The following is a 22,604-nucleotide window of genomic DNA, read 5'->3' as shown; positions in this document are numbered from 1 at the left end:
AGTGACCGAGCCACTGCATTCCTCTTCCGTGCCCGTCGTCGGCGTCGTGATGGGGTCTGACTCCGACTGGCGAGTAATGAGCGACGCCTCTCAGGCGCTGACCGAGTTCGGTATCGCGCACGAAGTCGAGGTTGTTTCGGCGCACCGTACACCCGACAAGCTCATGCAGTACGCGCGGGAAGCGCGCGGCCGCGGAATTCGAGTCATCATCGCTGGAGCCGGTGGCGCAGCACACCTACCGGGCATGCTCGCGTCGATGACGCCGCTACCTGTCGTCGGCGTGCCGGTGCCGCTCGCATACCTCGACGGGATGGACTCGCTGCTGTCGATCGTGCAGATGCCGGCAGGCATCCCCGTTGCGACAGTGTCAATCGGTGGCGCGCGCAACGCGGGTATTCTTGCGGCCCGTATTCTCGGCGCATCGGATGCCGCGATTGCAGACCGCATCGAGGAGTACGCGAAGACTCTCGAGGCTCAGGTTGCTGAGAAGAACGAACGGCTGAAGGACTCCCTGTGACCCTGGCCGCGCCGCGCGCGACGAGTAGGTCCCGGCATCCGGTGATCGAGACTCGTCCGCTGCGCAACCCGGATGCCGCCGACCCGGCATTCATGGCGAGGCGTGGCTGGTGGCTGGTCGCGATGAATGTTCTCGTGCCTGGTTCCGCTCAGACTCTCGCTGGCGGAAATCGCAAGCTCGGCCGCATCGGTCTGATCGCGACGCTGATCAGCTGGTTTCTGGTCGTACTTACCGTCGTCGCAGCAGTGTTTTGGCGCTCCGCCCTCATCACCATCGCCATGAACTGGTTCGTTCTGACCGCGCTTCAGGTGCTCCTGATCGCCTATGCACTGCTGTGGGTCGTGCTCACCATCGACACCGTGCGCCTCGCCCGGCTGGTGAAAGTGTCACCAATCTCACGTCTTGCGATCCCTGTAGTGGCGCTGATACTGCTCGGACTTCTCAGCGGAGGTGCGGGCTATGCCGCATCCGTTGCGGGGGCCAGCCGAGGCGTGATCAATGACATCTTCGGGCAGAGCGGCCCCAGCGTGGAGCCGAGCGATGGCTACTACAACATCCTCCTGCTGGGAGCCGACAGCGGCGATGGCCGCGATTCCATGCGCTTCGACAGTCTCTCGGTCGTCTCGGTCAACGCCACCACCGGTGCGGTCACGATCGTCGGCATTCCGCGCGAGCTTCCGCACGCGCCATTCAGCGACGGCAGCCCCATGCAGGCGCTGTATCCCGATGGTTTCCAAGGACAGGCATCTTCTACCTGTGGGTGGAACGGTTGGATGAACCACATCCGCTATGCGGCTGAGGTCTGCCGTGATGACGAGGGATCAGAGCTGTACCCGGACGCGGCGTCGCACGGATCGTCACCCGGAATCGAGGCGACTAAGGACGCCGCAGAGGGAATCCTCGGCATTGAGATTCCGTACTACATCTTCATCGATATGAACGGTTTCGCCGCCATGATCGATGCTCTCGGCGGCGTCGACATCAACGTCACAGAGCGTCTGCCGAAGGGTGGACCGCCCGAGGGGTGGACAGGCACCGACGTCAACGAATGGGCGATCGGCTGGATCGAGCCGGGTCAGCAGCACATGAACGGTGACACAGCGCAGTGGTATGCCCGCTCGCGGTATACGACCAGCGACTGGGACCGGATGGAGCGTCAGCGTGAGTTGCAGGTCGCGATCCTGGATCAGTTCACGCCGCAGAACGTGCTGACGCGCTTCAACGACGTTGCGGCAGCCGGCACAGTGCTGATCGATACAGATCTGCCAAAAGACAAGCTCTCGGAGTTTTTAGAGCTAATGGTGAAAGCGAAGGAACAGGAAGTCACGCCGATCGAGCTCGTCCCGGAGAACGGCGTCGACGAGTTCGAACCGGACTACGTGCACATCCGCGACCTCGTCCAGCAGACGCTGCATCCGCCGACGGAGACGCCGACGCCTGAGCCGTGATGTAGCCGTTCCAGGACATGCCAATGGCCCACTGCTTGCCACCCCACGTCTGTGGCGGCGAACAGTGGGCCTTCCGGTATGCACCGGACGGCACCGAACGACGACAGTCGGAGGGGGAGGGACTGTCGCCGCCGGCGCGCGCTCACCGCCGAAGCGGCGAACGCGACCTAGGCGCGCTTGCGACGCGTAATTCCTGCTGCGATGAGCACCCCTCCTGCCGCGAGGGCGACAGCACCGCCCCCGAGTACCCACGGTGAGGCTCCGCCGCCGGTGAGGGCCAGCTCGAGTCCACCAGCGGTCAGCGGCAACTCCGTACCAGCGGGGGCGGACCCTGGGTCGTGGCCGCAACTCACCGCGGCATCATGACCCTGAGACACCGTGATCAACGCGCTGTAAGAGCGGCTGGCGGTGAATGCGAGCTCATAAGCTCCGGCGCCATCAGCGGGTGGACGGAACGAGAGCACCATCCCGCCCTCCGTGTTCGCGACGTTGCCCGAGTACGAGGCATTCGCTGCGTCCACACCAGAGACTCCGACCCCAACGTTCTCGTTGGGCTCGAAGTAGCCGGACCCGAACACGACAGTCGAGGCTTCGCAAGTGTCGACCACAGGCGAATCGACGGTGACCTTCGGAGGCGTGACGTACGGGTCGGACGCGAATGGCACGAACTCATTCGGTGCAGCAGAGGCAACAGCAGGTGCAACGAGCACGAGCGCGCCAGCGGTTAGGCTGATTACAGCCAGTTTTTTCAGCATGATTCTCCCCCAGAGAGATACACGCGGAATCACACCCGAACACACCCCTGCGTTCGACTGCGTGGACCCTTCCTGCCCCCACGGCAGGATATTAGAGCCCAATATTCCCCAGTGCTGATGACATTAGCCCATGACGGAGCCGTTTGTCACTATTCGCAGATGATTTCCGTACGGGGGATTTCTGGTGTGTCACTCAAGGGGGTGTGCTGCACTCTCGTGAGACGATCGCCGGCGCCGGTGCCATCGAAAGAGACGGTGATCGTGGAGGATTCGCCTGGGGCGAGTTCGACGTCGTGCTGCACCACGCTGCGGGTGCCGAGCATCGTGGTCTGTACGCTCTCAGATTCACCGTCCTGGTCTGCCGAGCGTACCGTCGCGCCTTCTGGGCCGTAGATGGCGATCAGCGTTCGCACCGAGCCTGCGTACACGCCGAAGATGCCGTTTCCGGTGACGTACAGCGGCAACGATTGCTCGGCATCGGCGGGGGCGTTGTTCGTCCAAGTCACGCGCACCTGCGTCGTAGGAACTCCCCGACAGACACCGACAGCCGTGCTGATCGACGCATCGGTGTAGTAGTCCATCTTGCCGCCCGTGGCATCGTTGAAGAGGACTCCGACATACGGTCCGCGAGGACCATCGACCGGAAGTGCGCCGCCGAGGCTCGAGGCAGCGAGCAGCTTCTCCTCCTCCGGATGCGCGCTCCAGATTCGGATCCTGTTCTCGTCCGCCGAAGCGGCGAACGCTCCGATCAGCTTCTGCGGTTCTCCGCTGCTCAGGGCTGCCGAGAACAGCGTGTTTGCGGCCTGGTTGAGCACAGCATCCTGTTCGATCGGGTCAGTGATCGTCGCATAGATCTCGGAGAGCAGGATGGGCACGATCGTCTCGGACGTCGCGGTGAACGGACCGAAGGAGATGTCTCCCGTAGCCCCAAGCAGATGTGAGGCCACGACGGCGTCGATCGCGACGACGCCGTCGACTTTCTCACCAAACTGGCCCTCCCAGCGCAGGGCGAGTGTCTCGCCCGCGTCTGTGAAGTCCGGGATGCTGGTGATGTTCTGCACGTGGCGTCCCGGGCCGTCCCCGAACAGCGCGATTGTCGATTTGCTCAGAGGCAGTGGCTCATCGAGCGGTGGAAAATCTCGCGTGGATGCCTGACGCTCGATGCTGATCGTACCGTTCTCTGCACGAAGCAGCGCGAGAGATCCGACGATACCGCCGCTGGAGCGGAGTTCGGCGTTGTTCTGCATCGCGACCACGTATGTTCGTGGGCCTTCGCCGCCGAGCATGGGCGGCAGCAGCACGGATGCACCGTGCAGTGCCCCCACGACGGTGGCGGCCTCGGTGACGACGTCGCGCATCTCGTACACGGCATCCGCCAGAGGGGGCAGCGTCGCGTCGGCGTTGATCTGCTGGGCCTGGGTGTCAGCGGCGCTGAGTGCCTCGCTGGCGGCGGCGAGAGGCGCTTCCACTGCGGCGAGGGGAGCGAGGTCAAGCGTGGAACCGGTGAAGCCGAAGCTCGCGAGGTCCATGTCGTTCGCGACCTTGAGCACTGGAGTCACGGCGTCCGCGGCGATGCTGTCGGCGATCTCTGCGACCTCGCGCACTGCGGTGAAATTCGCACCCAGCCACGGGACGAACTCGAAGCCGCGCCAGATGAGATCAGTGGTCAGACCGTGCGCTCTCGCAGCATGATCCGCGATGCGTGGCGCAATGCGCTCGGCTTTGTCGAGGTTGCCCTCAGCGATCGCGGCGCGCATCTGCGAGGCCGAGGTCTGAATGTTCTGCAACTCGCTGACCGCGCTAACTCCGCGGATCACGACCCACCCGGTGGCGAGCACCAGAAACGCCACCACTGCGCCGATGATCCATCGCACCCAGCGTCGTCTAACCGGAAGTCGACCGTCGCTCACCTCAGCATTCAAGCACGTGGGGCGTCTGTCACGAGTTTTTCATATGCCACCGTTACCCTTTGGGTATGGGTGCCCAGCTGCGCGTCGTTCTCGACCAGATCACGCAGATCGTCGACTCTGATCAGGCGGGCGCCGCCGTTGACCTTACGGCCGGGCTCATTGCGACCGCACCCACCGGATGCTCGGTTGAAGCGATCGTGCCCTCAGGACGAGGCGTAGATATTCCAGGCCTCGCCGGAGTGCGCTCGCTCGGGCTGGCTCGGCGTGAACTTGCCGCCTCCTGGCACTTGGGCATCGCTCCCGGTGTCGGTGGTGGACTCATCCATGCGCCTACGCTCATGGCGCCGTTGATCAAGCACGATCGTCTGCACGACGACGATCAGGTCGCGGTGACGGTATGGGACTTGAAAGCGTGGGAAGCACCGCAGACCCTGTCCAAGACGACTGTCGCATGGCAGCGAGGAATGCTGCGCCGTGCGGTCAAGCACGCGGATGTGGTCGTTGTCCCCTCGCACGCTATGGTCGATCGGATCGGCAGCCTCGCGAAGCTGGGCGACCGTGTGCGGGTAGTCGCTGGCGCCCCGCCCGAGGGGTTCGCTGTTCCTTCCGACGTCGCGTCACGCCGCACGACGCTGTCGCTGCCGGAGCGCTACCTAGTTCTCGCTGGCTCACCGGAAGAATTGGAACAGGGCTTCCGAGCGGCCGCTGCGGCAGATCTAGACGCGGTCGTGCTGGATGCTGCCGATGGCTCGGAACCCGCACTGGCAGAGCTTGCCTCGGCCGCCGGACTTCCGGAGCGTCGGGCGCACATCCGCGGCGCGCTGTCGCGGGAGGACCGCGCGGCTGTGCTGGGCGGAGCATCCGTATTCGTCGCCATGAGCGCGCTGTCGGCATGGCCGTGGCGGACGATGGAGGCGATGTCGCTCAGCGTTCCGATCGTCGCAGTCGACAGCGGTGTGCACCAGGATGCGATCGCCGAGGGCGGTGCCCTGGTATCGATCGACGAGCTTTCGGATGCTGTGGTCGATGCCGTCGGTACCGGCGCGAAGCGGCTCCGTGTGCTGGCAGGGGACAGATCGAGAGCCTTCTCGTGGGCAAGCTCCGCCGAGCGTGTCTGGTCGTTGCACGCCGACCTCTGACGCGACGTTTTTGTCGAAAACCGTACGCTTTTGCGCGACAATCGGCCTCGGTATGCACCCAGGTCGTGTCGAACCCCAAAAATAGTACAACTTCAGTCACACTGGTCACATGTCTCGACGCGCCCCACGCTCTCGAAACGTGCTCCGGATTGCCCGATTCTTCACCGTCCTCGTCGCCGTCACCGCTGTGGTGGTTGGCATCGTGGCGCCGGTGGAGGTCGCCACGGCGTCCGCTTCGCAGAGCACGTCGGTCAGTCTCTCTCGCACGTCGGTTGACTCAGCGCAGCTGAGTATCGCCAAGACCTCGTTGGCCGGCTTCAAGCCGGGCAACCTGATCAGCGACGCCGTGTTCACGAACAAGAACACGATGACCGAGGCTCAAATTCAGAGCTTCTTCAACGGCAAGGTGTCGAAGTGTCGAGCGGGGTACACCTGCCTGAAGGACTTCAAGATCACTTCGGTGACGCGTCCTGCCGATGCATACTGCAAGGGGTACAAGGGCGCCTCGAATGAGAGCGCAGCCCGCATCATCTACCGCGTCGCACAAGCCTGCAGCATCAATCCGCAGGTGCTGATCGTCATGCTCCAGAAGGAGCAGGGCCTGGTCAATCACACGTGGCCGAGCCAGTGGCGCTATGACATCGCACTCGGTCAGGGATGCCCGGATACCGCCGCGTGTGATCCCAAGTACGTCGGTTTCTTCCACCAGATCTATGGCGCCGCCCGCCAGATGCAGACCTACATGGAAGGCAGATACTTCACCTGGTACGCACCAGGGAAGACCTGGAACCTTCGCTACCACCCGAACGCGTCGTGTGGGTCCTCACCGGTACACATGGCGAACAAGGCCACATCAGCGCTGTACTACTACACGCCATACCAGCCGAACGCGGCAGCCCTCGCCGCCGGATATGGCGAGGCGAAGAATGCGTGCTCCAGCTACGGAAACCGTAACTTCTACAACTACTTCACCGACTGGTTCGGTTCGACGCAGACCGGCAAACCGACGACGCCTGCGAAGCCGACGAGTTATCCAGTCTCGGGGGCAATTGCAACGGAGTGGAAGGCCCAGGGCGGCGCCACAGGGAGATTCGGTGCAGCGACAAGCGCTGCGGTGTCCGTCTCGGCCAATGGCGGCGGGTACGTGCAGCAATTCGCCAAAGGAACAATCTGGAAATCCGCGTCATCGTCTAAGGCGTATTCGATGGGTACCGGAAGCTATCGAGCGAACTATGTCGCCAGCGGCGGGGAGAAGGGAAAGTGGGGCTGGCCGACGGGGGCTGCTGTTTGTCATCTCGCTGCAGCCGGCTGCAAGATGCCCTTCCAAAAGGGCACCGGGTACTTCTCTGCGGCAACCGGATCCGTGCTCGTCCCGAAAAAGTTCGACGCCCTGTATGTGACGCTTGGCGCAGAATCCAGCCGGTTTGGTTACCCGATCAAGTCGGCCATCGCGGGGCCCAACAAAGGTTTCGAACAGGATTTTCAAGGGGGAGTGATCGCCTACTCGCCGGCGACGCGTCTGGTTCAGGTCAGCGGCGGATTCCTTAAGGCCTGGCGAGCGGAGGGCGGCGTCGCAAGCCGATTCGGCTACCCGACGACTGCGGTCCGGTCGATCTCAGCAAATGGCGGCGGAACGATCCAGCATTTCACCAAGGGGCAGCTGTGGAGCTCCGCGGCGGGAACATACGGCATGAGCAGCGGCGCATACCTCAGGAACTATCGAGCGGCCGGTGCCGAGAGCGGTGCGTGGGGTTGGCCGACGGGTAACGCCAAGTGTCGTTTGGCCGGAGGCGGTTGCGTGATGTCTTTCCAGAAGGGATCTGTGGCGTGGTCTGCGGGGACCGGTTCGGTGTTGATGAGCAAAAAAGCCGCCGCGGAATGGCAGCGATATGGCGGTGCGGGCCGGTTGGGGTATCCGGTTTCGGGTGCGAAGGCAGTGAGTCAGAACGGCGGTGGCCGGGTTCAGGCGTTCACCAGGGGCACGATGTTTGAGGCTGGAGGTGGCGCGTTCGGGATCGGATCTGGGGTGTTCCTTCGGAACTATCTGGCTGCAGGTGGCCCCCAGGGATCAGCGTGGGGCTGGCCAACGTCCACCGTGGATTGCACCCTGGCCGGAGGCGGTTGCGTGATGTCCTTCCAGAAGGGATCTGTGGCGTGGTCTGCGGGGACCGGTTCGGTGTTGATGAGCAAAAATGCAGCGGCTGAATGGCAGCGATACGGCGGTGCGGGCCGGTTGGGGTATCCGGTTTCGGGTGCGAAGGCAGTGAGTCAGAACGGCGGTGGCCGGGTTCAGGCGTTCACCAGGGGCACGATGTTTGAGGCTGGAGGTGGCGCGTTCGGGATCGGATCTGGGGTGTTCCTTCGGAACTATCTGGCTGCAGGTGGCCCCCAGGGATCAGCGTGGGGCTGGCCAACGTCCACCGTGGATTGCACCGTGGCCGGTGGCGGTTGTGTGATGAGCTTCCGGAAGGGGCTCGTCGCATACAGCGCGGGTACTGGTTCAAAGCTGATCCCGAATGGGCCGATCCTGGATGAATGGCGCCGCCGTGGGGCGCTGAAGAGCGAACTCGGGTATCCCGCTAGCGGGCTGCGGACATCCGGAACCTATATTTCGTTGACGTTCAAGAACGGCACACTCGTTTATGACTCCGCTACCAAGCAGTTCACGGTGAAGTAGGGCAGTTGCTGGAGTGCTTTCAGCTGGGTGACATAGGATAAAAGGGTTTGCGGCGATGACCGTCGTCGCTGCAGAGTGAGTGGGCCAGTGACTGATACCCGAGATCTTTTCGCCGCCGTCCCGCGCTCCGCATTCGATGTTCCAGGCAAGAGCCGCGGACTCATCGACGTGGTGCGCTGGCGGTACCTTCTACGACTCCTGGTTCACACCGGAGTGACAACCAGATACCGCAACTCGGTACTCGGTTGGACCTGGTCGTACGTGCGCCCTGCGGCGCAGTTCCTAGTCTTCTGGATCGTCCTGGGCATCTTCATGACGCTGGACAAGGGCATCCCGAACTATGCCATCTACCTGTTCTCCGGCATCGTCGTCATCAACCTGTTCTCCGAGGGATTCAAGAACGCGACCACATCGATCGTGGGCAACGCGCCGCTGGTGCGGAAGGTGTTCCTTCCGCGTCAGCTGTTCGCCATCTCATCGGTGATCGTCGCCTTCGTGCACTTCCTGCCGCAGGTCGGGCTCCTGCTGCTGATCTGTCTGCTCATGGGCTGGATCATGCACATCTCGATCCTCTCGGTGCTCGCGATCTTTGCGGCGATGATCATCGTGATGGTCTTCGCCCTCGGGCTTGGTCTCTTCTTCGGGGCGATCAACGTCCGCTTCCGTGACGCGGAGAACATCGTAGAGCTCCTCCTGCTCCTGGCGACCTGGGCCTCCCCGGTGCTCTACCCCTGGACAATGGTGAAGGATGCTGTCCAGGACTACGGCTTGCCGCATTGGCTTTTGGACCTCTACCTGCTAAACCCGATCACGCAGGGGGTTGAACTGTTCCACTACGCCTTCTGGCGTCCGGCATCTGAAGGCACAGCGTCAGCCGATCAGATGATGGTGCTGCCGCCTGACCTCGCCTGGAACACCCTCTGGACGTTCCTCATCGCCGTCGGCACTCTGCTCATCGGGCAGTTCGTGTTTCGTCGCCTCGAAGGAAGGTTCGCACAAGACCTATGAGCGAGCAGATTATGGCGAAGCCCAGCATCATCGTCGACGGTGTGCGCAAGACCTTCACCCTCAACCACGCCTTCTCCCTGAAGGACACAGTGGTGGCTTGGATTCGTCGGCAGAAGACGACCAGCACGTTCGAAGCTCTCAAGGGCATCGATCTCGTCATCGGCGAGGGCGAATCGGTGGCGATCCTTGGCTTGAACGGATCGGGCAAGTCGACGCTTCTCAAACTTATCTCCGGGGTCATGGAGCCCGATGCAGGTGAGGTACTCACTCGCGGCCGCGTGGCAGGCCTGATTGAGGTGGGGGCAGGATTCCATCCGGAGCTGTCCGGACGCGAGAACGTCTTTTTGAACGCCGCCATTCTGGGCATGAAGCAGCACGAGATCGAGGCGCGCTATGACGAGATCGTGGCGTTCAGCGAGATCGAGGAGTTCATCGATCAGGAGGTCAAGCACTATTCCTCCGGGATGTTCATGCGCCTCGCTTTCTCCGTCGCCATCCATGTCGAACTCGATGTCCTACTCGTCGACGAGATCCTCTCCGTCGGCGATGCGCCGTTCCGCGAGAAATGTCGCTTGAAGTTTGAGGAGCTTATCTCTCGGGGTAAGACTCTTGTCGTCGTCACCCACGACATGGAGATGGTGCGTGAGCTCTCTGTCCGAGGCGTGGTGATCAACAAGGGCAACGTCATCTACGACGGGGAGATCGAAGGCGCAATCAAACTGGTGGATAAGTGATTCTCGACTGGCTCACCGCGCTACCGGTCATCCTGGTCGCGGCCATTGTTGTCTTCGCCCCGGGGCTTTTGTCGTTGGCAGCGGCAGGAATGCGCGGTCTCGCACTGGTGGCGTTCGCCCCGGTGATGACCACAGCGGTCGCGTCCCTTGCCGCGATCGCCCTAGGCCTGCTGGGAATCGACTGGTCGGCGTGGAGTTTCGCGGTCGTGGTCGCGCTGACCAGCGTCGCGGCCTGGTGGGTGGGACGAGCGCTGCCCCTCGGTGGACGACAGCGGTGTGCCGCGCCGACATCGACCCGCTCGCTTCTCCCTACTGCGCTCGCGATCGGTGCGATCATCGGCTTCTGGCGGATCGCGTCCTATGTGTCTGATCCGTCCGCGATCTCGCAGACGAATGACGCCGTCTTCCACCTGAACGCGTTACGATTCATCCAGGAAACGGGCTCAGCGTCGTCGCTGGACATCAATTCCTTCATCGGCGGTGCGGGCTTCTACCCAGCCGCATGGCACGCACTCGCCTCGGTCATCGTTCTGGCCACCGGCGCGAGCATCCCGCTTGCGGTGAACGCTCTATCCATTGTCATCGCGGCACTTGTCTGGCCGGTCGGGCTGGCCTGGCTCGCACGCGCTGCGACCGGCTCGATCACGATTGCGTCCTACACGGCCGTACTGTCCGGCGCACTGCAGCTGTTCCCATTGCTGCTGTTGCAATGGGGCGTGCTGTACCCGAATGCGCTGTCGGTCGCTCTCATTCCGGCATCCCTCGCGCTTGTCCTGGCGCTTCCATCATGGTCGCACGCGGAGCGCCCCTGGCGATCCGCCATCCAAGCTGGACTTTTCACCGTGATTGCGCTGAGCGCAATCGCGTTCGCGCAACCGGCGTCAGCTCTCATCTTCGCTTTGCTCGGCATGATCTGGTTCAGCTGGTGGATACTCGCGCGCGGCACGCCGCCTGTCGTCATCCGTATCGCGAGCGTTGTCACGGGGTGGATCGTGCTCGCCGTCGTGTGGTTCATCTTCTCCGGCAGTACGAGTGGGTCACATTGGCCGCCATTCCGCAACAAGTTCGACGTGTGGCTCGATATCCTGTTCAACGGGCAGGTGAGAATTCCGTTCGCATGGGGCGTCAGCGTGCTGATGCTCATCGGGTTAGCGGTGGCGTTGCTGCGACCGCGGTGGCGGTGGATCACGATCGCCTGGGCCGCCCTCTCGGCGCTCTATGTACTCGGGGCAACCTTCAACACCCCCATCGTCCGCGACGGTATTCTCGGCGCCTGGTACGCAGATCCGTATCGGATTGCCGCACTTGCCCCGATCATCGTGATTCCGCTGGCAGCCATCGGCTTCGACACGCTCGTCCGCCTGGTCGCGGGACGCTGGCGGAGCAGGGGAGCGGCCGCCGAAGACAGCTATGGACCCACCTCGTTCATCGGACTCGCGATCATCACCGTGTTCACGTTGATCCTCGTTCTCGTCCGTCCTGTCGCGATGCCTGACTACGTCCTGAATGAGTTTGAGACGGAACCTCGCTACTTTGAATCGGACGTTAGCTACCTGAGCACCGATGAGCGTGAGCTGTTGGAATCGCTCGTCGACCTCGTCGATGACGGTGCCACCGTGATTGGCAATCCCAGCACCGGATCCGGATTCGGCTACATGCTCAGCGGGATCGATGTGTACCCGCGCACATGGTCTCCGCCTGCCACCGCGCAGTGGCAGCAGCTGGCTTCCGGAATGCGCAACGCCGCTTCCGACCCGACCGTCTGTGACGCGCTTGCGGCATACGGGAGCCCTGAGTATGTACTCGATTTTGGACTCGGCGAGGCGAACTCCGGGCGCTACGAGATGCCCGGAATGACCGACTTCGAAGGTCAGGACGGATTCGAGCTCGTGGCTGAGGTCGGCGACGCCTCGCTCTGGCGCATCACCGCTTGCGATTACTGACGTTCGGCGTCATCCCGCTCGACGGTCTCAGCTTCCATCAGCGCGATCTTGCGCGCGAGCACCGTCAATTGACGCTGCAGGACGGCATTGCGTCTGTACTGCGTGTAGACGAAGGCCAGGAAAACGATGACGAGTCCGTACAGGACCAGGTCGGTGCCTCGTCCTACGCCGATCAGTTTCGCGAGCCAGGTGAGCCACTGCGGGAACAGCACCGACAGCACTGCGACGACAACGAAGAGGCCCATCAGCAATCGACGGATCGCGAGATGGCTGTCCGCTCCGGTGCGGCGCATCATGAAAACCGCGAGCACAACGATTGCCGCGATGAGCAGGATCTGGATCCACATGATCACTTCACCACCAGGTCGACGAGGATGTTCACTGCATTCAGGACGCTCTGCCCCTTGGCTTTCGAATAGTCCGTGTAGAGAAGCTCTACCGGGTACTCCCGCCAGGGCAAGCCGGTTCGGCTCAACTGCAGCACGATCTCAGTCGCGTGCGCCATGCGATCCTGCTTCAGATTGATGTGTTCGGCGGCATCCCTGCGGATGACGCGCAGCCCGTTGTGCGCATCCGTCAGTTTCAGGCTGGTCGTCATGTTCGAGACCCAGACTGCGGTCTTCAGGACGATGCGCTTGACGACACCAGGTTTCGTGCGGTCATCGAGAAAACGCGAGCCGAAGATGATGGCGAGATCTTCTTGTCGGGCCACGGCGACCATGGACAACGCATCTTCGATCCGGTGCTGACCGTCCGCATCGAATGTGACGATGTATTCACACGACGCATCTCCCAGCGCAAAGGTGATGCCGGTCTGCAGAGACGCACCCTGGCCGAGATTGACCGGATGCTGGACGAGTGTCGCGCCGGCGCGACGTGCAACCTCTGCTGACCCATCCGATGAGCCGTCATCGACGCAAACCACATGCGTGAAGTGCGCCAGCAAGCTCTCGACGACATCACCGACGACTGATGCTTCGTTGTAGAGCGGAATGATGACCCAGGCATTCGGATCGGGCGAGGAAGGTGCCGGGTGGGGCGAAGACATGAAACCATTGTGTCAGGTGTCTGCTCCGGGCTAGCTCGGAAGTACAGCCGATCAGATCTGGAGACTCATGCGAGAACGACGCCGAACCGTGGCGATCATCACCCGGCTCTACCCGCCGGAAGTGACCGCCGCGAGTTTTCGTATGCGAGCGCTCGCGGATGCGCTGTCCACCGATCACGATGTGACGGTGCTTACGACGAAGCCGCCGGTAGCGGTCGCCGATGAGCCGAGCAAGGGCCGACTCTCCAGAGTGACGGTGCGAAGGGCGCCGGTGCTCCGCGATCGCAGTGGCGCGATCCGAGGCTACTTTCAGTACCTGTCCTTCGACATTCCGGCGTTCTTCCGCCTGCTCATGACGCGTACAGACGTAGTCGTCGCTGAGGCGCCGCCCACGACCGGACTCGTTTCACTGGTCGCGTCCGGGCTGAAGCGAAAGCCGCTGGTGTACTACCCGGGCGATGTCTGGACAGATGGCGTGATCGCCATGGGCGCATCGAAGCTGGTGATCGCTGTCATGCGGTGGTTGGAGTCACGTGTGCTTCGTAGATCTCGTGGAGTCCTCTCGGTTTCTCCTGAGGTGACCGAGCGACTCCTCGCCCTCGGCGCGGACCGCTCGCGGATCGTCGAGGTCGGCAACGGCATCGACACTCGAGTGTTCAACGTTGATGTGGAGCCTCAGCGTACTGAGCGTCCATACTTCGTGTACACCGGCACGATGTCGGAGTGGCAGGAGCCAGGCGTCTTCATCCGCGCTCTCGCGCAGCTCGATCTGAACGTCGACATCCGCTTCTTCGGCCAGGGTGCAGCCGAGGCGGAGCTTCGTGAACTGGCCACGGCGCTTGCTCCTGATCGGATACATTTCGGCGGCGTCGTCAGTCCCGATGAGTCGGCGAGGTGGATCCGCGGCGCGGTGGCCGCTCTGGTGAGCATCGTTCCCGGCATCGGTTACGACTTCGCTCGTCCGACGAAGACGTACGCTGCCGGCGCGTGCGGCACACCGGTGCTCTTCGCGGGTGCCACGACCGGCGCTCAGGTGGTGCGTGCCGGTGAGCTGGGAGAGTCCGTTGACTTCACTACAGAGCTCGTGTCATCTGCCATGGAACGACTCATCGAGCAGGCACAGTCTGGCCATACTGAACAGCTTCGCCGCAGACGTGCACAATGGGTCGACCAGAACTACTCGCTGGCGGCGGCCGGTGAGCGGGCGGCGGTCGCGGTGCGCGCCGTGGCCGAGGTCGCCGCCGGGGGAACCCTGAGAAGGAATCCACGCGCCCGACGATAGACTTGGTGACCGTCGAGCATCCGTGATGTGCGGTGTCGACACGAGGAGTGATCTGTGACCAACCCGTCCCGTGTGCGGATCGTCGACTCCGCTGACGTGTCTCCCGAGGCATCCATCGGGGACGGCTCATCGATCTGGCACCTTGCCCAGGTTCGTGAGGACGCTCAGCTCGGTGAGAACTGCATCGTCGGCCGCGGCGCATACGTCGGCACCGGCGTCATCATGGGCGACAACTGCAAAGTGCAGAACTATGCGCTTGTCTACGAGCCGGCTCGCCTCGGCGATGGTGTGTTCATCGGGCCCGCGGTTGTGCTGACCAATGACACATACCCGCGGGCGATCAACGCCGATGGGTCGCAGAAGAGCGCGCGCGATTGGGAGCCGGTCGGCGTCACGATTGACACCGGCGCGTCCATCGGTGCGCGCGCTACCTGTGTCGCCCCCGTGACAATCGGAGCATGGGCGACGGTTGCCGCAGGCGCTGTCGTCGTCAAAGACGTCCCGGCATACGCGCTGGTCGCCGGGGTCCCTGCGCGGCGGATCGGATGGGTCGGCGAGTCCGGCGTTCCACTGGTCCGTGGCGAGACAGAAGGCACGTGGGTGTGCCCGAGTACCGGAGCACGCTATTCGGAGAACGACGGAAAATTGAGCAAGGAGAGCGCGTGAGCGACTTCATTCCCCCCGCGAAGCCCATCATCGGCGACGACGAACGTGAAGCCGTAGACCGGGTGATGCGCAGCGGCATGGTGGCGCAGGGGCCCGAGGTCGCAGCCTTCGAGCAGGAGTTCTCCGCGCACTTCGTTCAGGGACGTCCGACTGTCGCCGTGAACTCCGGCACAGCGGGCCTCCACCTGGGTCTACTCGCCGCCGGCGTCGGCGCTGGCGACGAGGTCATCGTGCCGTCCTTCACGTTCGCCGCGACAGGAAACTCCGTGGCGCTCACTGGCGCGAAGCCCGTCTTCGTAGACATCGAGCCCGACACATTCACGCTCGATCCTGTCGCAGTCGCCGCAGCGATCACCCCGAAGACCAAAGGCATTCTCCCGGTGCACCTCTACGGGCACCCGGCGCGGATGCGAGAGTTGGAGGCGCTCGCCGCAACGCGGGGCATCGCCCTCTACGAAGACGCAGCCCAGGCACACGGCGCCGCACTCGACGGACGCCCGGTCGGCACGTTCGGCGATTTCGCGATGTTCAGCCTCTATCCCACGAAGAACATGACCAGTGGCGAGGGCGGTATGGTCTCCACGGCGACCGCGGAGATCGCCCGCCAGGTGAAGCTGTTGCGCAACCAGGGAATGGAACGCCAGTACGAGAACGAGATCATCGGGTTCAACGCCCGAATGACCGATATCCACGCTGCAATCGGACGAGTGCAGCTGACCAAGGTTGATGCCTGGACGAAGATCCGCCAGCAGAACGCCGCGTTCTTCGACGCGAACCTCCGCGGTGTCGTCATCCCGCCGGTCGCTGACGGGGCGGTGCACGTCTACCACCAGTACACGGTCCGCGTGCCCGAGGATCGGGACGGTTTCGTCGCGGCGCTCAAAGGCGAGCATAATGTGGGTGCGGGTGTCTATTACCCGATCCCGAATCATCGTCTGCCGTCGCTCGCGCCCTATGCCCCTGGCCTCGATCTACCGGAGACCGAGCGGGCCGCCAGCGAGGTCGTCTCGCTGCCTGTGCACCCTTCGCTCAGCCAGGACGACCTGGAGCGCATCGTCACCGCGGTGAACATCGTTGCCGGAGCGGGCTCCTGATGGCCACGCTGAGGGCGGGACTGCTCGGCGTCGGGATGATGGGACGCCACCACGCGCGCGTGCTGCGCGAGGTGGAGGGCATCGACCTCGTGGCGATCGCCGACCCTGGCGGCGACCCGCATGGAGTTGCCGGAGATCTGCCGGTCCTTCCGGACATTGAGGCGTTGATCGCTACCGGCATCGACATCGCCGTCGTCGCCGTGCCGACGCGTTTCCACGAGGATGCTGCGTTGAAGCTCGCGGTCGCAGGTGTGCACACCCTGGTGGAGAAGCCGATCGCCGACACCGTCGCGGCCGGACAGCGCATGGTCGACGCCTTCGCCGAGGCGGGCCTGGTCGGCGCGGTGGGGCACATCGAGCGCTTCAACCCTGCGCTGCAGGAATTGCGCCGGCGGATCACCGCTGGCGACCTCGGTGCGGTTTACCAGGTCGTCACCCGACGCCAGGGACCATTCCCATCGCGGATTGCCGATGTCGGCGTCGCCAAGGACCTCGCCTCGCACGATGTGGATCTCACCGCCTGGGTGGTGCAGAGCGACTACGAGCGCATCTTCGCGCAGACCGCGTTCAAGAGCGGGCGTGAGTACGAGGACATGATCACGATTACTGGGCGCACAGCATCCGGGGTCATCGTGAACAACATCGTGAACTGGCTGAGCCCCATGAAGGAGCGCCTCACCGTCGTGACGGGGGAGAAGGGCGCCTTCGTCGCCGATACTTCCACAGGAGATCTCACCTTCTACGCCAACGGCACCATTCCGCTGGAATGGGAGTCGGTATCGAGTTTCCGCGGCGTTTCCGAGGGCGATGTGACCCGCTACGCCTTCGCCAAGCGTGAGCCGTTGCGCGTCGAGCACGAGGCCTTCCGGGACGCTGTGCTCGGTCAACAGACGGATGTCGTCACCATGGAGCAGGGGTTGCGTGCACTGACGGTCATCGAGGCGGCACTCGACTCGGCGAGGACGGGCGAGTCGGTCACGCTGTGACGCGTATTCCTATGACGGATGTGAAGGCGACTCAGATGGGCACCGTACTCGTGCTGTCGTATTCCGACATCGCGACCGACCCGCGGGTTCGTCGCGAAATCGACTGGCTGAATGAGGCAGGCTGGGTTGTCGACACGCTCGGTCTCGGCGAACACCCGACTTCTGTCGTTCGGGATCACTTCACTCTGACAGCGCCGAAATCCTGGACTACGGGAAAACTGGGAACGTTGCTGTCTCACGTTCTCTTGCCTGCGCGTTGGCGTTTTCGCACCCTGTTGACCAACAGGGTGCCTCTGAAATTGCGTGAACGGATCCGAAGCGGACACTACGAGCTCATTGTCTTCAACGAATATGAGTTCGCGCCCTGGGTTGATGATCCTCGTGAGTTTGGCGCACAGGCGTTGCGCGGAATGCGCCATCTCGACCTGCACGAGTTCCGCAACCCGAACGTTCGTCGACGCACCCTCGGTGGCAGGCTGACTGGAGCCCACTACCGCTGGGTTCGTAAGCATCTCGGATCGCAAAGGTTCACCAGTCGTACCGTGGTGAACACGCCGATCGGCCAGCTGTATTCGGATGAGTTCGGATTCCCAGTTCCGGCAGAGGTGCGCAATGCGCCCCCCTTCGTCCCCGGGTTGGAGCCGAGCCTGGTGGACCCGGCGAATATCCGGCTGCTCTTTCATGGCCTCCCCAGCTGGCGGCGTGGATTCGTCGAGATCCTTGCGGCACTGGAGGACCTGCCCGAGCATTTCTCGATGACGTTCATGCTGATGCCGAATCCCGCAGTGCATGCGCGATTGAAAGAGGCGATCGCCACGCACCCCGCACGTGATCGGATTCACATCGTTCCGCCCGCGCCGATGCGCGAGATCGCGGAGCACATCAACGAGTACGACGTCGAGATCATCTTCTACAAGCCGCACGAGCCCAACCTGCAGTTCGCGATGCCGAACAAGTTCTTCGAGGCCGCGCAGGGGCGCCTGGCGGTGGTCGTCGGTGAGACCCCAACCATGGCGCCAATCGTCCGTGAATACGGGCATGGCGTCGTCGTTCCCGAGTTCACCGCGGAGTCCCTTCGAGTGACACTTGCCGCGCTCGCCGTTGAGCAAGTGCAGCAGATGAAAGCGAACGCGGCTGTTGTCGCCGAGACGATCACATCGGCTTCCGAGGGGGTTTCGTTCTTGAACGCGATTTCGACTGCCCGATCGAGTGAGGTGTCCTCGTGAAGGCGCAGTGGGGGCTGTATCGGGAGGTGCTTCAGGTCCTCCCACGAAGTGCGACCAAGTTCCTGACCTTCTACGCCTCCGTTATGGGGGCACTAGCGCTGATGGACGGGCTAGCACTCGGGCTGCTGGCCGTCGTGATTGCTCCGTTGGTGAGCAACTCGCCGATCGACCTGCCGATCGTTGGACGACTCGACGGCGCCCAAGTGCTGATCCCCCTCGTGATCGTGTGTGTGCTCATCGTGCTTAAAGGCGTCTTTGCGCTCACCCTGCAGTGGTTCGCGACGAGACGATTCGCACGATACGAACTCGCGCTGGGTGCGCGAGTCTTTGACGGCTATATTCGGGCACCCTGGGTGGATCGACTTCGGCGCAACTCCTCCGACCTCGTCCGCATCAGCGATAGCAGCGTGAGCACAACGATCTCTGGATTCTTGTTACCCGGCGCATCATTGATCGGTGAGCTTATGAGCTTCGTGTCGCTGATTCTGGTGCTGGCGATCGCTCAGCCCCTCGTCGGCGTCGTGACTCTGGTCTACCTCGGACTCATCGCCATGGTCCTGCAATTGCAGATATCTCGTCGCTCTCGGCAGGCCGGGCTCGTCGCGTTGCGATATTCGCTGCGTTCCTCTCGACTCATCACCGAGATGATTGGCGCTCTGAAAGAAGTGACGCTGCGCGGAAGCGCTGCCGAGGTCGCCGGTGTCGTCCAGGAGAACCGTTCGCACGCCACGCGTGCGCGCGCCAACTCCCAATTTCTCGCGCAGATCCCGCGATATGTGCTCGACGTTGCGCTCATCGGCGGCATTGTTCTAGTGGGCGCAGTCGGCTTCCTGACCGCGGGGGACGTCCAGGGAGCGATGGGATCCATTGCCCTGTTCGGACTCGCAGGCTTCCGACTCGCGCCCGCGTTGGTGCGCTTCCAAGGCGTGCTGCAGCAGCTCAACGTGAGTGGCCCCCACGCACGTGCAGTGCTCGACGAGGTTCGTCTTTCGGAGCAATATATGGAGGTGGCGAGTATTGGCGATGTCGGCAGTCTCCCTCCAGAGGCACGCCACCTTGAGTTGCGAGATGTGAGTTTCCGGTATGCGCCCGATACTGCGGATGCTGTGCGTGGAGTCACGCTAGACATCCCGTTCGGATCCCAGGTCGCGTTCGTCGGTGCCTCCGGTGCAGGAAAGTCGACGATGATCGACTTGCTTCTCGGCCTGATTGAACCGACATCGGGTGCGATTACCGTAGACGATGTGCCTTTGGGCACCGTTCTGAATGCCTGGCGCGCTCAGGTTTCCTATGTGCCGCAGGAGGTGTCGCTCTTCGACGCAACGGTCGCGCAGAACGTCGCGCTGAGCTGGCGGCCCGATTTTGACCGAGATCGCGTGATCGCAGCCTTGGGACAGGCGCAGCTATTGCCACTGATCGAGGCCCGTGCAGGCGGAATCGACGGAAAAATCGGCGAACGCGGTCTCGCTCTCTCGGGCGGGCAACGACAACGGCTCGGCATCGCGCGAGCGTTGTATACCGATCCCCATGTGCTTGTCATGGACGAGGCAACGAGCGCACTTGATACCGCGACGGAGGCATCCGTGACGAAGGCGATTGAGGATTTGCGGGGGAGTGTTACAACGATCACCGTTGCCCATCGGCTTTCGACGATCCGCAATGCCGATGTGATCTTCTTCATGCGTGATGGCGAGGTCGTCGCGGCCGGAACGTTCGAGCAAGTTGTGGCGGCAGAGCCGGACTTCGCACTTCAGGCCGCGCTGGCGGGCCTGGTCGATCCCGACGCAGCGTGATTAGTCTGCGGGTTAACTGCGACCGAGCGCTGCGACTGCATCCGCCCAGGTCGGTAGCTGGTGCTCTGCTGACAGCTCGGACGCAGCTCGATTTGAGGCATCCTTCCACTGGGTGACCTGCTCCACGGTCAGTGAATCCAGAACGCGAGTGATGTCTTCGACGCTGAATCCATCGGTGACTGCTCCCAGATCGTGTGCGGTCACCAGGGAGGCCATTCCCGGCGTGGGGCCGACAACGACGCCGAGCCTCGCTTGGACAAAGTCGAAGAACTTGTTCGGCAGCGCAAGTGCCTGATTGGTCACAGTCGGGGGCAGGAGATGAAGTCCGACGTCGTGCTCACGTAAATGGTCTAGGAGTTCGGTCGACGGCACCGCCGGCTCGACACGTACGCGCTCGCCGAGTTCCTCGGCCAGACGACCGAGTTCCGCCAGGTAGGCAGGTGAACTCGACGTGAGGTAAAGCGTGAAGACGAGGTCCGTCGTTGTTGAAGCAGCAGCTTGCATCATCAGCTCGATCTTGCGCCCAGGCATCGCGCCGCCCGCATGAACGAGGCGTAATGGCGCATGGACCGGCGACGGCTGCAATGATCGATACGACGGCGCATTTGTGACGATTCCCAGGTCCATGTTGAAACCGGAATATGCGTCCAGAACACCCTGACCGACCGTGGTTGCCGAGGCCGCCTTCGTTGCATACGTGCGGATCAGCCATTCCAGGTACGGCTTGCGCAACCGCACCCAGCGCGGATTGTCGTCATGGAGTCCTGGGTAGAACTCGTGCAGATCGGCATGCACACTGGATGCCGGCGCGAGGAACAGAGCGAGGGGAACGGCCTCGATGTCGTTCGCGATGACGCGGTCGAATGAGGTGTTTCGCAGCAGCCGACGAGCAGCACGAACGGTCGGATCCGTCCAGTACAGAAGTCGGTACCAGTGCAGGCGCAGCAGCGCGGCTTCGATGTAAAATCGGCGTTTGCGTGCAGCGCCGGAGACGGGCGGCACCGGTATCGTCACATGGTCTGCTGTACCGGGAACGGCAGGTCCGTGGGCTGCGGATGTCACCTGGTAAAGGGACGAAAACAAGTCGATCTGCCTGCGCACGCGTGCGTCTTGCGCAAGCCCGGAAAACGACACAATCAGCAAAGAGTCCACGTCCTCATCCTTTCATTGGCGATGGCCTTCCTCGGACAAGATCTACAGGAGACGATGCGCGGTCGCCGGAACGGCAAGTGAGGCGGCTTCTGGAGACCGGTACGATGGACAGTATGCCCGCCCGAGCTATTCGCCCGGTGATGATTTTTCATGTGCCGTTCCGATTGAACCCTGATGCGACCAGCGCAAGTGGCATCCGACCGATGCGAATGCGTCGCGCTTTCGAAGACCTCGGATACGAGGTCTGGGAAGTTTCTGGCGCTCATCCACAGCGCCGCGCGCAAATGCGGGCGATCAGGAAGCGCATCGCTGCCGGAAAACCGGTCGAGTTTGTCTATTCTGAGGCCGCCACAACGCCCACCGGTCTCGGTGAGAAAGTTACGCCGGCAACGAGCCTGACGCGAGACATCGGGTTCCTGCGGTTCTGTCGTCGACGCGGCATTCCAGTCGGGCTCTTCTACCGCGATATCTATTGGCAGAACGACGAGTATGTCGAACGTATTGGCCGCTTTTATGCGACGATCCTGCGCTGGCGCTACCACGCAGATTTGCGCGGCTATCGAAGCGCCGTTGACCGAATCTTCGTCCCGTCGATGCGGATGGCCGCAGTCATGCCGCACACCGACGTGGAAAAGTGCATCGCGCTACCGCCAGCATCAGACATCGTGGAGACGCCGCCGGTGGCCGATCCCGCAACGATGTTCTATGTGGGCGCACTGGGCCACTATTATCAACTTCACGAAGCGGTTCAGGCGTTTGAATCCGTCGAGGGCGCGGTGTTCACCCTCTGTACGAGCGCGACGCTGTGGGCTGCCGAGAAGGGGGAATACGAGAGCCTGTTGACCTCCGGCGCGACACGCATTGTGCATGCCAGCGGCAAAGAACTCGAACCCTTCTACGCAGAATCTGCTCTTGGGTGTCTTTTCATGGCACCGATCCCGTACCGCGAGTTCGCGGCCCCGATGAAGTTGTACGAGTATCTCGGCCATGGTCGGCCGATCATCGCAACGCAGGGAACGCTTGCGGCGCAGTTCGTCGAGCAGAACGATATCGGGTGGGTGCTGCCATACTCCGCTGAGGCGCTTCGGGATCTCCTTGAGCAGCTACGCGCGCATCCAGAGCAGTACTACGACAAAGCAGAGCGTGCTCGGCGTGTGCGAAACGACCACACTTGGTCGGCGCGCGCAGCACAGGCAGCAGCCGCTTTGACGCAATAGGCTTCCGCG

The 22,604-nt window shown here is 62.7% G+C and carries 19 protein-coding genes; 14 read left to right on the top strand and 5 right to left on the bottom strand.

The window, feature by feature from the left end; genetic code table 11:
- Positions 1-49: 49 nt before the first annotated feature.
- Positions 50-517 carry a 5-(carboxyamino)imidazole ribonucleotide mutase gene (purE, locus tag AC1C2Q_RS02420; RefSeq protein WP_495431683.1) on the top strand — a complete coding sequence of 156 codons (468 nt, stop codon included), beginning with the start codon at positions 50-52 and terminating at the stop codon, positions 515-517.
- Complete coding sequence (locus AC1C2Q_RS02415; RefSeq protein WP_495448859.1) at positions 514-1,965, top strand: LCP family protein; 1,452 nt, start codon at positions 514-516, stop codon at positions 1,963-1,965. The genes purE and AC1C2Q_RS02415 overlap by 4 nt, the downstream gene beginning before the upstream one ends.
- A 167-nt stretch (positions 1,966-2,132) precedes the next feature.
- On the opposite strand, the gene AC1C2Q_RS02410 is transcribed toward AC1C2Q_RS02415, so the two are convergent.
- On the bottom strand, positions 2,133-2,720 hold the full coding sequence (locus AC1C2Q_RS02410) for a hypothetical protein (RefSeq protein WP_495448858.1): 588 nt from the start codon (positions 2,718-2,720) through the stop codon (positions 2,133-2,135).
- Positions 2,721-2,869: 149 nt separating this feature from the next.
- Positions 2,870-4,630, bottom strand: coding sequence for a DUF4012 domain-containing protein (locus AC1C2Q_RS02405; RefSeq protein ID WP_495448857.1), 1,761 nt, complete (start codon positions 4,628-4,630; stop codon positions 2,870-2,872).
- Positions 4,631-4,695: 65 nt separating this feature from the next.
- Between AC1C2Q_RS02405 and AC1C2Q_RS02400 the strand changes: the two genes are divergently transcribed.
- The 5 genes from AC1C2Q_RS02400 to AC1C2Q_RS02380 all read left to right on the top strand — a co-directional run bounded on the left by AC1C2Q_RS02400 (position 4,696) and on the right by AC1C2Q_RS02380 (position 12,131).
- On the top strand, positions 4,696-5,769 hold the full coding sequence (locus tag AC1C2Q_RS02400; RefSeq protein WP_495448856.1) for a glycosyltransferase: 1,074 nt from the start codon (positions 4,696-4,698) through the stop codon (positions 5,767-5,769).
- A 109-nt stretch (positions 5,770-5,878) separates the two neighbouring features.
- Positions 5,879-8,446, top strand: a complete 2,568-nt coding sequence (locus AC1C2Q_RS02395) for an LGFP repeat-containing protein (RefSeq protein ID WP_495448855.1) — start codon at positions 5,879-5,881, stop codon at positions 8,444-8,446.
- Between the two features lie 87 nt (positions 8,447-8,533).
- A complete protein-coding gene (locus AC1C2Q_RS02390) occupies positions 8,534-9,454 on the top strand; it encodes an ABC transporter permease (RefSeq protein WP_495448854.1) in 921 nt (306 codons plus the stop codon).
- Positions 9,451-10,188: an ABC transporter ATP-binding protein gene (locus tag AC1C2Q_RS02385; protein ID WP_495448853.1), complete on the top strand. Its 738-nt coding sequence runs from the start codon at positions 9,451-9,453 to the stop codon at positions 10,186-10,188. Before AC1C2Q_RS02390 ends, AC1C2Q_RS02385 begins: the two co-directional genes overlap by 4 nt.
- Positions 10,185-12,131, top strand: coding sequence for a DUF6541 family protein (locus AC1C2Q_RS02380; RefSeq protein WP_495448852.1), 1,947 nt, complete (start codon positions 10,185-10,187; stop codon positions 12,129-12,131). The genes AC1C2Q_RS02385 and AC1C2Q_RS02380 overlap by 4 nt, the downstream gene beginning before the upstream one ends.
- Here the strand turns inward: AC1C2Q_RS02380 and AC1C2Q_RS02375 are convergent.
- On the bottom strand, positions 12,125-12,478 hold the full coding sequence (locus AC1C2Q_RS02375) for a DUF2304 domain-containing protein (RefSeq protein ID WP_495450530.1): 354 nt from the start codon (positions 12,476-12,478) through the stop codon (positions 12,125-12,127). The genes AC1C2Q_RS02380 and AC1C2Q_RS02375 overlap by 7 nt on opposite strands.
- A gap of 2 nt (positions 12,479-12,480) precedes the next feature.
- Complete coding sequence (locus AC1C2Q_RS02370) at positions 12,481-13,179, bottom strand: glycosyltransferase family 2 protein (RefSeq protein ID WP_495448851.1); 699 nt, start codon at positions 13,177-13,179, stop codon at positions 12,481-12,483.
- Between the two features lie 67 nt (positions 13,180-13,246).
- On the opposite strand from AC1C2Q_RS02370, the gene AC1C2Q_RS02365 reads away from it, so the two are divergent.
- From AC1C2Q_RS02365 to AC1C2Q_RS02340, 6 genes are read left to right on the top strand one after another with little or no spacing between them, the layout of a single operon-like run.
- Positions 13,247-14,461 carry a glycosyltransferase family 4 protein gene (locus tag AC1C2Q_RS02365; protein ID WP_495448850.1) on the top strand — a complete coding sequence of 405 codons (1,215 nt, stop codon included), beginning with the start codon at positions 13,247-13,249 and terminating at the stop codon, positions 14,459-14,461.
- A 54-nt stretch (positions 14,462-14,515) separates the two neighbouring features.
- Positions 14,516-15,127: an acyltransferase gene (locus AC1C2Q_RS02360; RefSeq protein ID WP_495448849.1), complete on the top strand. Its 612-nt coding sequence runs from the start codon at positions 14,516-14,518 to the stop codon at positions 15,125-15,127.
- Complete coding sequence (locus AC1C2Q_RS02355; protein WP_495448848.1) at positions 15,124-16,221, top strand: DegT/DnrJ/EryC1/StrS family aminotransferase; 1,098 nt, start codon at positions 15,124-15,126, stop codon at positions 16,219-16,221. Before AC1C2Q_RS02360 ends, AC1C2Q_RS02355 begins: the two co-directional genes overlap by 4 nt.
- Entirely contained in the window at positions 16,221-17,207 is a 987-nt protein-coding gene (locus AC1C2Q_RS02350) for a Gfo/Idh/MocA family oxidoreductase (protein WP_495448847.1), read from the top strand. Before AC1C2Q_RS02355 ends, AC1C2Q_RS02350 begins: the two co-directional genes overlap by 1 nt.
- Positions 17,208-17,242: 35 nt before the next feature.
- Positions 17,243-18,433, top strand: coding sequence for a glycosyltransferase family protein (locus AC1C2Q_RS02345; RefSeq protein ID WP_495448846.1), 1,191 nt, complete (start codon positions 17,243-17,245; stop codon positions 18,431-18,433).
- Positions 18,430-20,226: an ABC transporter ATP-binding protein gene (locus AC1C2Q_RS02340; protein WP_495448845.1), complete on the top strand. Its 1,797-nt coding sequence runs from the start codon at positions 18,430-18,432 to the stop codon at positions 20,224-20,226. The genes AC1C2Q_RS02345 and AC1C2Q_RS02340 overlap by 4 nt, the downstream gene beginning before the upstream one ends.
- Positions 20,227-20,238: 12 nt before the next feature.
- Here AC1C2Q_RS02340 and AC1C2Q_RS02335 read toward each other — a convergent pair whose 3' ends face one another.
- Positions 20,239-21,378, bottom strand: coding sequence for a glycosyltransferase family protein (locus AC1C2Q_RS02335; RefSeq protein ID WP_495448844.1), 1,140 nt, complete (start codon positions 21,376-21,378; stop codon positions 20,239-20,241).
- Between the two features lie 113 nt (positions 21,379-21,491).
- Here AC1C2Q_RS02335 and AC1C2Q_RS02330 point away from each other — a divergent pair, with 113 nt between their 5' ends.
- On the top strand, positions 21,492-22,595 hold the full coding sequence (locus AC1C2Q_RS02330; protein ID WP_495448843.1) for a glycosyltransferase family protein: 1,104 nt from the start codon (positions 21,492-21,494) through the stop codon (positions 22,593-22,595).
- Positions 22,596-22,604: the final 9 nt, after the last annotated feature.

This window comes from Microbacterium sp. Y356, from assembly GCF_059445355.1.
The sequence above is the reverse complement of the archived record's forward strand: the minus strand, read 5'-3'. Positions and strand labels throughout refer to the sequence as shown.

Excerpts from the sequence above, each read along its gene's own strand:
- purE (WP_495431683.1), top strand. The coding sequence starts at position 50 with ATGGGGTCTGACTCCGACTGGCGAGTAATGAGCGACGCCTCTCAGGCG.
- AC1C2Q_RS02365 (WP_495448850.1), top strand. The coding sequence starts at position 13,247 with ATGCGAGAACGACGCCGAACCGTGGCGATCATCACCCGGCTCTACCCG.
- AC1C2Q_RS02370 (WP_495448851.1), bottom strand. The coding sequence starts at position 13,179 with ATGTCTTCGCCCCACCCGGCACCTTCCTCGCCCGATCCGAATGCCTGG.
- AC1C2Q_RS02330 (WP_495448843.1), top strand. The coding sequence starts at position 21,492 with ATGCCCGCCCGAGCTATTCGCCCGGTGATGATTTTTCATGTGCCGTTC.
- AC1C2Q_RS02410 (WP_495448858.1), bottom strand. The coding sequence starts at position 2,720 with ATGCTGAAAAAACTGGCTGTAATCAGCCTAACCGCTGGCGCGCTCGTG.
- AC1C2Q_RS02385 (WP_495448853.1), top strand. The coding sequence starts at position 9,451 with ATGAGCGAGCAGATTATGGCGAAGCCCAGCATCATCGTCGACGGTGTG.
- AC1C2Q_RS02400 (WP_495448856.1), top strand. The coding sequence starts at position 4,696 with ATGGGTGCCCAGCTGCGCGTCGTTCTCGACCAGATCACGCAGATCGTC.
- AC1C2Q_RS02350 (WP_495448847.1), top strand. The coding sequence starts at position 16,221 with ATGGCCACGCTGAGGGCGGGACTGCTCGGCGTCGGGATGATGGGACGC.
- AC1C2Q_RS02345 (WP_495448846.1), top strand. The coding sequence starts at position 17,243 with ATGGGCACCGTACTCGTGCTGTCGTATTCCGACATCGCGACCGACCCG.
- AC1C2Q_RS02395 (WP_495448855.1), top strand. The coding sequence starts at position 5,879 with ATGTCTCGACGCGCCCCACGCTCTCGAAACGTGCTCCGGATTGCCCGA.
- AC1C2Q_RS02375 (WP_495450530.1), bottom strand. The coding sequence starts at position 12,478 with ATGTGGATCCAGATCCTGCTCATCGCGGCAATCGTTGTGCTCGCGGTT.